Consider the following 12,830-nt stretch of genomic DNA (forward strand, 5'->3'; position numbering starts at 1 on the left):
ACGAACGATGCCGCCGGGGCCTTCATGCGACTGGTGGATATGGGGGTTGAGCCGTTCCTTGTCAGTTCCACCATCGAAGGGGTGATGGCCCAGCGCCTGGTGCGAACGCTCTGTAAATCCTGCCGCGTTCCTTATACCCCCGCACCGGAAGAGATTCCCGCAGACTTCACGATGGATGATGTCACCGAAAGCGCGCCGATCTACACGAACGTCGGCTGTCGGAGTTGCCGCGGAACTGGGTATTCCGGGCGAATCGGCATTTACGAGTTTCTGGAAGCGAACGACGAACTCCGTCAGCTGGTCGCTGAGGGGGCTTCATCAAGTCGTATCAAGCAGTGTGCCGTCAAGGCGGGAATGCGGACCTTGCGGCAGGATGGCTGGCAGCGGGTCAAGCGAGGGCAAACCACGATTGCAGAAGTTCTTCGAGCCACGAAAGCAGATTGACGACTGAAAACGTAACTGGGTAACTGACCATGCCGGAATTTGCATACGTCGCGCGGAACGCCTCGGGAAAAGATATCTCGGGCGTCATCACCGCCGGAAGCAAGCGAGATGTGTTCTCGCTGCTGAAGGAACGCGCGCTCTTTCCGGTTCGTGTCGAGGCGGCCAGAGAACCGCTCCGGTTACTGCCCAAAGCCAAGCGGATCAAGGCGGAACTGCTGGCCAACAATCTGACGCAACTGGCTGACCTGCTGCAGAATGGCGTCTCGCTGATGGCGGCACTGGACGTACTTGTCGAACAGGCGTCACATCCGATCCTCGCTGAAGTCCTCACAGACGTTCGAGACAAGGTTGCCGAAGGGGTTCCATTCGATCAGGCGCTGGCCCGGCACCCCGAGATCTTCGGCGAACTCGCCATCAGCATGGTTCGGGCCGGATCGGAAGGAGCCTTTCTCGAAGACGCCCTGAAGCGAACCGCTGACTTCCTGGAAATGCAGGAAGAGATGAAAGGGCAAGTCGTCGGGGCGATGGCCTACCCGGCGTTTCTCGCCGCGGCCGGAACGGTCGTGACCGTCGTCCTGATTGTGTTTTTCGTGCCGAAGTTTGCTGAGCTGTTCGCCCAATTGGAAAAGGGGGGCGGCTTGCCGGGACCAACAGTGGCACTCCTCTGGATCAGTGATTTCCTCGGTAACTACGGGCTGTTTCTCGCCGCGGGGGCCGTCGCTCTGTTTTACTGGTTACGCAAGCGACTGCAGACAGACGCCGCCCGGCTGGTGATCGATCGATACAAAATCAAGTTGCCCGCGATCGGTCCCATCTTCCTGTCAACGGCCCTGTCCCGCTTCTGCCGCGTGCTGGGGACACTGCTGAAAAATGGAGTTCCGCTGCTGCGAGCCTTGGAAATCAGCAGCGATGCCACTGGTAACCGGGTACTGGCACAAGCAATCAATGACTCTGCCAAGAACATTTCGTCCGGTGAGACCCTGTCGCGTCCGCTGCGGGAATGTGGACTCTTTCCAAAGCCGATCATGGCCATGATCAGCATCGCCGAGGAATCGAACAACCTCGAAAAGGTGCTGATCAACGTCGCTGATGGGATAGATCGGAAGATCGGTCGTCAACTGAACATTATGGTCCGGCTACTGGAGCCGACCATGTTGCTCGTCATGGGGACGGTCGTGCTGTTTGTTCTTACAGCCCTGCTGCTGCCCGTGTTCGAGATGAGCTCAACAATGGGTTAATCCCCCGGATACTGCTTTTTCTAGATGGAGGTTGTGATGGTGAAAAGTAAGAGAAGTCAGCAGCCAGGACGAGCTGGCTTTACGCTGGTTGAAATGCTGGTCGTGCTGGCCATTCTGGTGCTGCTCATTTCGATGGTCGGACCCCGAATTCTGGGTAGTAAGCAGAAGGCGGACGTCAACGGCGCAAAAACCCAGATCGGCATGCTGATGTCCGCTCTGGAACATTACGTCGTCGATATGCGTGAGTATCCCGATACCGAAATTGGGCTGGCCGCACTGATCGAAGACCCATCGAAAGATGAAGAGACCAAGTCAAGCTGGGACGGCCCCTACCTCAAGAAGTCGCAGATTCCCAAGGATCCCTGGGGGCGTGACTATCAGTACCAGTTCCCTCCGACACACGGCAAACGAAAAGAACCGGAAATCTGGTCGCTTGGCCCTGATGGCCAGGAAGACACAGAAGACGACATCGTGAGCTGGGACGCTGAAGCAAAGGATGGAGCTTGATGATGAAGTCCACTCAACAACATTCCCGGCGCCGCGGTCATTCGATGATGGAAATGGTCGTCGTGATGTCCGTCCTGGCGAGCATGGCTGCTTTATCGTGGCCGATGCTGAAGTCGCCAATGGATAAACTGCGTCTGCAATCGGCGGCGCAGGAAGTCTCTGCGGCACTGTCGAAAGCCCGCTTGAAAGCCATGCAGTCAGGTGAAGCGCAGGTCTTTCGCTTTCAGTTGCACACGGGAAAATTCCAGGTGAAGCCAATGTCGCTTGACGATGCTCAAGCAGGTGGCCTGCCGGACGTCGAGTTGTCCGCGAGTGAGGCATCGCTCGACGGGGCTGAACGATCTCCGCTCAACGAATCGACCGACCTTCTATTGGAAGAACGAGAGCTTCCCGAAGGGATACGATTCGAAGTCGCGGTTGATACGGATGAGAGCCTGCCGGAAATCGGCAACACTTCTGTCGAAAGTGAAGGGATCGAATGGATTGATCTCGCAATTTTCTATCCCAACGGGGGAACGACAAACGCTGTCGTCGAGCTGCGCGGTGAACCTGATTTCCGCCTGGATGTGAAGTTGAGCGGTCTGACGGGCGCGGCCAAAATTGGAGAAACGCGGCGACAGGAATTGAGATAATGTCGACGTCCCGACGCGGCTTTTCGTTGATGGAAGTCCTGCTCGCAACGAGCATTCTGCTGGGCAGTTCCATCGCACTGATCGAGCTTGCGACAATCGGTCGCAAGCAGGCTCATGCCGCGTATGACCTCAACATCGCCCAACTGCTCTGTCAGGCGAAAATCGACGAAATCCTGGCGGGGATTGAGCCGGTCAAATCGATCGAATCGGCTGAACTCGAAGATGATCCGGGGTGGTTCTACTCTGTGGATGTCGAGCCTCTCAGCCACCTGCCACGACTTTTGTCCGTTTCTGTCACTGTCTTTCAGGGAACAGAGACCATTGCCCGCCCCATCCGGTTCACATTAGTTCGCTGGGTGCCTGACGACCTTGCCGATCCGGATAACCTGACCGGCACAGCAGGGACTGGGTCTCAGTCAAATAGCGATACCTCGCCCTTACCGTTCACGGGACGGCAAGCTCTTTCCCCATCTTCTGGGGCCAGTTCCGGTCCCTCTTCGCGCACATCGCCACGTCAGGTGGCACCGTGAGGTTGTCTCGTTCTCACACAGGGAATGACGAAGGCGAGGTGCGCGCCGGTTTTACCCTGCTGGAAGTGCTCCTCACTTCGCTTCTGGCATCCGTCGTACTGATCGCGTTGTGGAGTCTCTCGGATATTTACCTGAGGATGTTCGCGACCGGCAGGAAGAAGATTGAAGAGACTCAGATTGTTCGCGGAGTCACGGCTCAACTGGCGAAGGATCTTTCGCAGATCGTCATGAATTCCGACGATGATGGCGACTTCTCTTCGGGGCCATTAATTCCCCTCTTTAATGGTGGATCAGAATCCTCGTTCGACCCAGCCATGTCAGGAGCGGCAGCGCCGGATTCCTCTGCCCGAGGACGCTTCGGAGGAACCCGGCCCGGTGCACTTCAGGAAAACTCCGCTGACCGTGACTTTAACGGCCAACGCTCGATGTCCCGCAATTCTGGTTCGCCAGATGCGGGAAGAGATGCCGGACCTGGTGCGGCTCGCTCTCGCGGTGCTGGCGGGTTGGGCGGTGAATCGCCGGGAGTGCCAGGTCGCCCGCAGGGGCGGAATGAACTGGCGGGCTCTTCCTTGTCAGGCCAGAGGAACTCGGCCAACGGTCCGGTTCTTCCGTCACGCGACAGCTTTCGAAACAGCAATTCTTCACCGTCGAACGCTGTCGGAGGAGACCCTTCGGCAGAGCAGCTCATTCCGAAATTCGGTCTACTCGGCACGAGCCGGTCGCTACGCCTGATGATCCTGCAGGCAGATCCGGCACAGACTCAGGGACCAACTGATCTCACGGAAGTTCTACCGCTTCCGGGGCAACCGCGAGCTTCGTTTGCCACCGAATTGAGGACGATCCAGTACTCTTTCGCTCTACCGACGGAGGCCGCCACGACAAATGAAGCGCAACATCCCCCGGGACTTGTTCGTCGGGAATGGTCTTGGGAAACCTGGGCGGGAATCCACGCGCTCAGCTCTTCGGTCCCTTCGGCTGAGGTGTCCGACTTGCCCGATTGGAATGCCGAGGACGCGCTTGCCTTTGAACGCGGTCGTGATGTGCACCACCTCCCGCAGGTGATCGGTATCGAGTTTCGCTATTTCGACGGACTGGATTGGGATTTCGAGTGGGACAGTGAAGAACGCGGAAGTCTTCCGGTGCTCGTCGAAGTCCTGTTGAAAGTCAGCACGACTGGTGACTCTGCCGGCACGACTTCGATGGCTGCGGAGGATGCGGAAAGTGAGGATGGGGCCTCTTCGACTGAAGAAGGCGTTTCCTCGAGCTGGTCATCGGCTCCGGGAGCCGTTTACCGGCAACTCATCCATCTTCCCTTCGCCGCCACCCCCGCCGATCAGGCTGACCCCTCCGGAAATCATTTAGGGCAGCCGATGGTACCGGAAGTCGCCGGGACACCAGCCGTCTCGCCTCCCGCAAGGAGTCGACCGTAATGAGGGATGTGAAGTCTGATTCAGGCGGAAGGCCCGTTTCGAACCCTGTCAACTTGGTGACAGCTCGGCGCAACGGAATTGTGCTTGTTGTCGTCATGGTCGTTATCGTGATGGTGAGTCTGGCCGGATTCGGTTTTGTCGCGTCGATCTCACACGAAAACAAAGTCGTTCATCTGCGCGGTGAGCAGATGCAGATGGAAAATGCTCTCGCCTCTGCAGAGGAGTTTCTGAAACTTTATCTCTCACTTCCGCCCAATCCCGAAGTGACTCCCGATACAGATCTCGTCGAGCAGGAGCTGATGCGGGGCGTTGTCGTTTCGGATGAAGCGAGACCCAACTCCCGTGTACGTTTCACCGCCATGGCTCCCCACTACGACGACGGAACGGGAACGAAGTGGCAATACGGTCTGCTTCGCGAATCAGGGAAGCTGGATTTGAGAAAAGTCCTGCAATGGGAAACGGAGATGCCCGGACAAGGGCGTCAATCGTTGATGACACTTCCCGGAATGACCGAAGCCATCGCCGAGGCATTGCTGGACTGGATGGACAGCGACTCGATGCCCCGGTCGGCAGGGGCCGAAGGGGACTATTATTCGTCGCTGACGCCTCCCTACTCCGCTCGCAACGGTATTCCCCTGTCACTGGAAGAATTGCTGCTCGTTAAAGGAGTGACACGTTCGCTGCTCTACGGAAGCGATACCAACCAGAACCACCGCATCGATCTCGATGAACAGGCCGCGGGGCTGGATCCCGTACAACAAGATGTGTCGGGTGGGAAGCACATCCCCTGGGTGGAACTGCTGACTTTGTGCAGCGACGAACGGAATTTCTCGTCTTCAGGTCAACCGCGAGTCAACTTGAACCAGTTCGACCTCAGTCAGTTGCATCGCCAGTTGTCGAGCGCCGTCGATCCCGAGTTCGCCAGTTTTGTCGTGCTGTACCGCCAGAATGGACCGGGTCCCGCAGGAGGGCGACCCATCGAATTACGGTCAGTCCGCGTCGACTTCCGTATTCCAGCGCGTTTCCCGATAATTTCGCTCGTTGATCTGATTCAAACTCGGGTGAGTGTCGCGGTCCCAGGAGGAGTCGCCGGCTCGGTCGAGAGTCCTCTCTCAAGTGAGGCAGAAAAGCTGGATGAAAGCCTCGGGAAAGTGTGGGATAGTGTGACCGTATTACCTGAGCCGGTACTCAAGGGGTTGATCAATATCAATCTGGCTCCGGCAGAAGTTCTGCAGGCGATTCCGGGAATGGAAAAAGACTTGGCTGATCAGATCGTGACGTCGCGCAATTCGTCGACACAGAAGAGTCCCTCGCACGACCTGCACCCTTGCTGGCCGTTTACCGAAGGGCTGACGGATCTGCCCACGATGAGGCAACTTGTTCCCTACATCACCGTGGGGGGGGATGTCTACCGGACGCAGTTGATCGCATTTTCCGAGGCGTCGCGACTGTCACAACGGGTAGAACTTGTGCTGGATGCCAGTCGTCGCCCCGTCAGACGAAAATACTGGAAAGACCTGCAGGTGCTTGGTCGAGGATACCCCTGGGACGTGATCGACACCCCAGGAGGCATTTCAAACACGCAGACGGGAGCATTCAATGCAACGCCTTTTGGCAATTGATTGCAGCGAACGGGAACTCTGTTTCGTTATCGCAACCGCTGCAGGCGATCGCATTACGGTCGAATCCGCAGAGGCCGTTGAACTTCCTCGTCCCGCTGACAATTCCGTTCTTTCGAACGAGGACGTCGGTAAAGCCCTACAGGGAGCTTTAGGGAAGTACAAGCGGAGTGGCGCGAAAGTCCTGGTGGGGGTGGATCGATCCGCGGTCGAATTGTTCGAGCTGACCCTTCCCCCAGCATCAGACGCGGAACTGCCGGAACTGGTCATCAATCAGGTGACATCGCAGTCGGCCGGGGCGGCGGAAGGTGCGGTCATTGATTTTGTCCCCCATCCCGGCGCCGTCACCGAACCACGCCAAATCACTGCCGCCGCGCTTGCGTCTCAGGAACTTACCAGAATCAATGCGGTCTGTTCGGCCGCTTCAGTGACCCCGGACAGACTGCTCGTCCGCCCCTACGAGACAGCCTCATTATTCCTGAAGCACAATCCCCTTGAGTCCGGTTTTGCCCTGCTCGTGAATGTCATCGATGATGATGTCGATCTGATCGTTGTCGACTCACAGCGACCCCTGTTTTTCCGCAGTGTGCGCTTACCAGGAAAGCTGGGGAACGAGTCTGCTGAGACCCGACTGGTTCACGAGATTCGCCGGACACTGCTCGTTGCACCGCCCGAAGGCTCGGCAGCCCGCACGATCGATACGATCTACCTGCTCGGAACGTCATCCGATTACGAGCGAGTGCGGGAGCGGGTTTCCCAGGGAGCAACCACGAACGTCGAACTCTACGACCCTCTTTCGGGATTTCTTCCAGGAAAAGACTGGAAGCCACTGACCTCCGGGCGTCTGGTTCCGCTTCTGGGGATGTTGGTTAACGAAGCAAAAGGTGGTACTCACGCGATCGACTTTCTGCATCCGCGCCGGCCTCCGAAAGCGAAAAATCAACTTCAGAGGTACGCCGTCCTGGGGACGGTGGTCGGATTGATGCTGGCTGTCGCTGGATATTACCAGTGGGATTTGATTGCGAGTGCCGACGCGGAAAACCATCGGCTGCAGGAAGAACTCTCGGACCTGGAAAAACTGGTGAAGAAGACCACCGAGAAGAAAAAGGTGATCGCCGCACTCGACGAATGGAATACCAACAGCATTGTCTGGCTCGACGAGCTACGAGACTTGTCATCTCGATTCCCTTCGGGGCAGGATATTGTCTTGCAGCGACTGACCATGTCCCCCGCACGCGGCGGAAAGGCGAATGTCGCATTTCAGGGACTGGTGCGAGAGCCGGGTGTGGTGACCCGAATGGAAGCCACACTGAGAGACGCACGGCACGAGATTCAGACCCCGCGCGTGGACGAGCGAGTTCAGGATAAATCATACACCTGGAACTTTGAATCACTGCTGAGTCTGTCCGCCGTCAAACCAAAATCGACGGCCGAACCCGATGACGATGCTCCTAAGGGAACAGGCAAAAGTTCTCGCAAGAATGGGGCAGGCAAGAAAACCGAAACTCGAAAGTCGGCTAATCCCAAATCTCCCGCTCCAGAAAGTGACGGGGGCGCCGAGACGACTGGTCCGGCTGCCCCGGCCGAAGCCACCAACAACAAGAAGTCTGCAAAACGGGAGAATGCTCCCGAAACATCCCCTGCTGGCGCGAGCGAGGGCCGCAAATCATGAACGACCTTCGAAAGAGATTGATGTATTTTGTTCTCGGCGCGATCGTCCTCTTCATGGGAGGGGATTACGTATTGAAGAACTACGTCGACGCCCCGTTGGAGCAACGGCAGTCTCGCAAAGAGCAACTCGAAAAGAAGATCAAAGGAAAGAAGAAGGAGCTGGCTGCAGCGAAGGAAGCTGCGGTCAAGTTGGCGACGTGGGAAAAGGCTTCGCTCCCCAGCGACACGGAAATTGCCCGTTCACTGTATCGCACCTGGTTGCTGGATCTGGTCGAGAAATCGAAGTTTCAGTCCGCCCACGTTGATTCCGGACCGGCGACAAGTCGAAAGGGATTCTACGACTCGCTGGCCTTCTCCGTGCGAGGAAAAGGAACTCTGCACCAGCTCGTCAACTTTCTGTTCGACTTTTATCAGGCGGGACACCTTCACAAGATTCAATCGCTCAATCTGACCCCCATGGGCAAAGGGGGAGGTGTCGATATCTCGCTGGCGATTGATGCCCTCGTGCTTCCCGGGGCGGAAAACAAGAACCAGCTCTCGCAAGTCGCGTCCAACAAACTGGCGTATCCTCAGCTTTCGGACTACGCCATTATCGCGCAGAGGAATCTGTTCGGGGCTGGCGGAGAGTCTGACGTTTCCCGACAGGCTTTCCTGACTGCGATCGCGCAAGACGGGGAGGAACTGGAAGTCTGGTTTACGCTTCGCTCTGAAGACAAACTGGTGAAACTCAGACGAGGAAGTCAGTTCGAGATCGGCCACTTCACAGGTTCGGTGGTCGATATCCTGGACGATGATGTGATTCTGGAATCCGTGGGCGAGCGATGGTTACTGTCGATCGGTGAATCCCTGGCAGAAGCGACGGCCTTACCGCTGGAATACTGACGTTTCTCACGATCTACTGAGCGAGTGAGCGGCCCACCACTGCGCTTCGACGACATAACGTCAATGGTCAAATTGCGTTGTGATAGGAGAACCGAGCCAGGCCGACGAATCCGTCACCTGCTGCAAGGTTTTCCTCTGCACAGAGAAGCGATAAAGGCTTGTGGCGCGTCGGGGCGTCCCCTCTGCCCAGATCAACGAAAAAACCCTTGGAGTTCGGCTTGTTTGCAAGCAACTCCAAGGGTTTCGAGTGATGGGCGATGAGGGATTCGAACCCCCGACATCCACGGTGTAAGCATGGCGCTCTAACCAGCTGAGCTAATCGCCCCTGACTCGGTCAAGGCCAGATGAATCTGACCAAGAGCCACCGCTCGGATTCGAACCGAGGACCTATGCTTTACGAAAGCATCGCTCTGCCAGCTGAGCTACGGCGGCCGGGTTAGGGAGGAGAGATAATAACAGAATACGTCGTCGCGGCAAGACTGCACAGCATGACTTCATCGGCCAATATTTCGTTCGGCACCAGACACCATCTCTGCCTCCACTTAGTCCCGTTTTCCATCGGCCGCGATGCCACACTTCCCTGAGGTATTTCGGTTTTGGATTCGCTGCAGGGGCTGGAATTCTCGATCATCGGCAGAGGGGGTTGATTAAGCAGGGCAGGTCAGTTTGCTTTCGCGCTGACCGGTTTGGCTCCGACTTTGGCCGGGGTTCTTGCGGGAACGAGTTTCTCCAGCATTTCGCCCTGGGCCTGCAGCAAGGTTTGGGGGCCGAAGGCGCCGATCACCTTTTCGTCGATTTTGAGAGAACGCGAAAGGATTTTCCCCTCCTTCAAATCGAACTCGATTGTTCCTGACGGGGTCTGCTGAACAATCTGCCGAAGAATGTCCGGATCATGCATGGGGACACGCAGGCTGGTTCGAAAGCGAATCGTTGCGATATCGTTCTCGACTTTCGCGAGTTCGTAGACACGAATCAGTCCCAGGTCCTGGGTTAGATTGTTGCCCACCGACACGGGGGTGTCTGATTTCTCGCTCCACTTTTCGCCAATTTTGACGGCCTTTTCCGGGAAGACGACCAGACAGTTGATGGCGGGGTCGGTTTTCTCGGCGGCCTCAGCAAATTTCTTGGGGACGTCGTTGACCAGCAGCGTCACCTTGTTGAGTCGACCGTTGGCAGAAACCTGAAAACGGGCAAGAGGCCGCCCAACGGTTCCGGCGAGGCTTTCAAACCCTTTGGGAATGACTTCATCTTTTGTGCTGTCATAGCCCACAACGCCCGATTCCCCTGTTTGGGACGCCATTCTGACACTTTCCACGACGGGCTCGATTACGGCACTGCCATCGTCGTCAACGGAAATCACCCGAAACGATCGGAAGGTCTGAGTCTGCTGGATGGCGAGCGCCTGGTTCGATCCCGACTGCGTCGTCAGCTCCGCCCGGTCAGACTGCTCGTAGTGGAAGAACTGGCCGGGCTTAAAGTGATAGACGAGTTGGAACGTCGTCTCGTCCGCAGCGGCAACGCCCGAGAGGCCGAAAGCAAATCCCAACAAAGACAAATACATTCGCAGCCGCTGATTCGACATTCGCGCCCTCCTGGCCTTGTCGTTCATGATGGACGATCTTCACGCGGGGGCGGCCCCCGTGTGACAACAGCGCCTTCCCAGCACTCTATATAGAGAAGACGGTAGCCATCGTAATTCAACCGGCGGAATGTGCCGAGATCAGTTTGCCTGGCGGTTCGGCGCCTCAGTTTGGCGGCGGCGGCAATCGGGCCTTCAGGAAGACCTCCTTCTTTCCCAAAGTGGCAACTCCTCTTCTGGGTTCTATCTTTCGCACCCTACCCAAAACGACCTCGTTTCGGGCCGAACCGGGAAACAAAAACTTTGTGAAAAAAAGAAGGGCCTGAAGGTTGACGGTCAGATCGCCGATACATACAATCTCCCTCCCGCAGCAACGCAAGTCGCGACGGGAACTGATCTTTGAAAACATGGTTGGAGAGATTTTGAGAATCAGTTTTGTTCGTATGATGTGGTTGCTGGCCGTATGAAGACCTTGTCTAACAAGTCTTTTAAGGCTTGTGACAATACGATCAGGAAAGTCGAAAGACTTTCACATGATCAGTCAACGTGTGGCCAGCGGACAAACCCAAGTTAACATTTTCGTGACGACAAAACGTAAGTTAAGTTGTCGCGTTTCTGAAAACAATACTCAAAGGGTTTGATCCTGGCTCAGAATGAACGTTGGCGGCGTGGATTAGGCATGCAAGTCGAGGGAGAACCCGCAAGGGGGACACCGGCGAACGGGGTAGGATCACGTAGGTGACGTACCCCCAGGGCGAGGATAGCCACGGGAAACTGTGGGTAATACTCGATAATCTTCTCGGTCGTGATGGTTGAGAAGCAATGGGTGTGATTCCACCTGGGGAGCGGCTTACGCAGTATCAGCTAGTTGGTGAGGTAACGGCTCACCAAGGCTTTGACGCTTAGGGGGTGTGAGAGCATGGCCCCCACCACTGGCACTGAGACACTGGCCAGACACCTACGGGTGGCTGCAGTCGAGAATCTTCGGCAATGGACGAAAGTCTGACCGAGCGACGCCGCGTGCGGGATGAAGGTCTTCGGATTGTAAACCGCTGTCAGAGGGGATGAAGTATACGAGAGCTATCTCTTGTATTTGACAGAGCCTCAGAGGAAGCACGGGCTAAGTTCGTGCCAGCAGCCGCGGTAATACGAACTGTGCGAACGTTATTCGGAATCACTGGGCTTAAAGGGTGCGTAGGCGGTTATCTAAGTCAGGTGTGAAATCTTCCGGCTCAACCGGAAAACTGCGCCTGAGACTGGATGACTTGAGTGAGGTAGGGGTGTGTGGAACTTCCGGTGGAGCGGTGAAATGTGTAGAGATCGGAAGGAACGCCAGCAGCGAAAGCGGCACACTGGGCCTTTTCTGACGCTGAGGCACGAAAGCTAGGGGAGTGAACGGGATTAGATACCCCGGTAATCCTAGCCGTAAACACTGAACACTGGAGGACGGGGGCTTCGGCCTTCGTTCTCGTAGCGAAAGCGTTAAGTGTTCCGCCTGGGGAGTATGGTCGCAAGGCTGAAACTCAAAGGAATTGACGGGGGCTCACACAAGCGGTGGAGCATGTGGCTTAATTCGAGGCAACGCGAAGAACCTTATCCTGGGTTTGACATGCATGGATCAACCTGATGAAAGTCGGGCCACACTCGCAAGAGCGGAACATGCACAGGTGCTGCATGGCTGTCGTCAGCTCGTGTCGTGAGATGTCGCGTTAAGTCGCTAAACGAGCGAAACCCTTATCCTTAGTTGCCAGCACGTTATGGTGGGGACTCTAAGGAGACTGCCGGTGTCAAACCGGAGGAAGGCGGGGATGACGTCAAGTCCTCATGGCCTTTATGCCCAGGGCTGCACACGTGCTACAATGGGGCGTACAAAGCGCTGCAAGCCTGCGAAGGCAAGCTAATCGCAAAAAGCGTCCCTCAGTTCGGATTGCAGGCTGCAACTCGCCTGCATGAAGCTGGAATCGCTAGTAATCGCAGATCAGCATTGCTGCGGTGAATGTGTTCCTGAGCCTTGTACACACCGCCCGTCAAGCCACGAAAGCGGGGGGCATCCGAAGTCGCTGCGTGAACCGCAAGGACACAGGTGCCGAAGATGAACTCCGTGATTGGGACTAAGTCGTAACAAGGTAGCCGTAGGGGAACCTGCGGCTGGATCACCTCCTTTCTAAAGGATATTGGTCAATTGCGCCAGAGACACACGTGGTTCGAAAGACGTCAGTCGATCGAACAATACACGGTGACTCAAATCAATAACAAACAGTCCGCATCATTCGACAATTCTTGATTCTCAACTCTCCA

10 protein-coding genes, 2 tRNA genes and 1 rRNA gene are annotated in these 12,830 nt (G+C 56.4%); 10 read left to right on the forward strand and 3 right to left on the reverse strand.

Annotation, left to right across the window (positions count from 1 at the left end):
* The 9 genes from VGE80_RS13065 to VGE80_RS13105 form a co-directional block, all read left to right on the forward strand.
* On the forward strand, positions 1-444 hold a 444-nt coding region (locus VGE80_RS13065; protein WP_440592986.1), incomplete at its 5' end, for a GspE/PulE family protein.
* A gap of 29 nt (positions 445-473) precedes the next feature.
* Positions 474-1,682: a type II secretion system F family protein gene (locus VGE80_RS13070; RefSeq protein WP_373650949.1), complete on the forward strand. Its 1,209-nt coding sequence runs from the start codon at positions 474-476 to the stop codon at positions 1,680-1,682.
* A gap of 36 nt (positions 1,683-1,718) precedes the next feature.
* Positions 1,719-2,189, forward strand: coding sequence for a type II secretion system major pseudopilin GspG (gene gspG / locus VGE80_RS13075; RefSeq protein WP_373650950.1), 471 nt, complete (start codon positions 1,719-1,721; stop codon positions 2,187-2,189).
* The gene (locus VGE80_RS13080) at positions 2,189-2,821 is read left to right on the forward strand and encodes a pilus assembly FimT family protein (protein WP_373650951.1); all 633 of its coding nucleotides are present in this window, start codon (positions 2,189-2,191) and stop codon (positions 2,819-2,821) included. The genes gspG and VGE80_RS13080 overlap by 1 nt, the downstream gene beginning before the upstream one ends.
* Positions 2,821-3,351 (forward strand): type IV pilus modification PilV family protein, encoded by a 531-nt coding sequence (locus tag VGE80_RS13085; protein ID WP_373650952.1) that lies wholly within the window; start codon positions 2,821-2,823, stop codon positions 3,349-3,351. The genes VGE80_RS13080 and VGE80_RS13085 overlap by 1 nt, the downstream gene beginning before the upstream one ends.
* 38 nt (positions 3,352-3,389) lie before the next feature.
* Positions 3,390-4,781: a hypothetical protein gene (locus tag VGE80_RS13090; protein WP_440592987.1), complete on the forward strand. Its 1,392-nt coding sequence runs from the start codon at positions 3,390-3,392 to the stop codon at positions 4,779-4,781.
* A gap of 80 nt (positions 4,782-4,861) precedes the next feature.
* A complete protein-coding gene (locus VGE80_RS13095) occupies positions 4,862-6,403 on the forward strand; it encodes a hypothetical protein (RefSeq protein WP_440592988.1) in 1,542 nt (513 codons plus the stop codon).
* Positions 6,381-8,072 carry a hypothetical protein gene (locus tag VGE80_RS13100; protein WP_440592989.1) on the forward strand — a complete coding sequence of 564 codons (1,692 nt, stop codon included), beginning with the start codon at positions 6,381-6,383 and terminating at the stop codon, positions 8,070-8,072. The genes VGE80_RS13095 and VGE80_RS13100 overlap by 23 nt, the downstream gene beginning before the upstream one ends.
* A gap of 20 nt (positions 8,073-8,092) precedes the next feature.
* On the forward strand, positions 8,093-8,953 hold the full coding sequence (locus VGE80_RS13105; protein ID WP_373650956.1) for a hypothetical protein: 861 nt from the start codon (positions 8,093-8,095) through the stop codon (positions 8,951-8,953).
* A gap of 251 nt (positions 8,954-9,204) precedes the next feature.
* Here VGE80_RS13105 and VGE80_RS13110 read toward each other — a convergent pair.
* The 3 genes from VGE80_RS13110 to VGE80_RS13120 form a co-directional block, all read right to left on the reverse strand.
* Positions 9,205-9,278, reverse strand: a tRNA-Val gene (locus tag VGE80_RS13110).
* 34 nt (positions 9,279-9,312) lie between these two features.
* Positions 9,313-9,385, reverse strand: a tRNA-Thr gene (locus VGE80_RS13115).
* A gap of 229 nt (positions 9,386-9,614) precedes the next feature.
* Complete coding sequence (locus VGE80_RS13120) at positions 9,615-10,535, reverse strand: DUF6263 family protein (protein WP_440592990.1); 921 nt, start codon at positions 10,533-10,535, stop codon at positions 9,615-9,617.
* A gap of 622 nt (positions 10,536-11,157) precedes the next feature.
* Between VGE80_RS13120 and VGE80_RS13125 the strand changes: the two genes are divergently transcribed.
* Positions 11,158-12,696: ribosomal RNA gene (locus VGE80_RS13125) — 16S ribosomal RNA — on the forward strand.
* The last annotated feature ends 134 nt before the right edge of the window (positions 12,697-12,830 follow it).

It is taken from the genome of Schlesneria sp. (assembly GCF_036405755.1).
In the GTDB taxonomy this organism is placed as follows: domain Bacteria; phylum Planctomycetota; class Planctomycetia; order Planctomycetales; family Planctomycetaceae; genus Schlesneria; species Schlesneria sphaerica.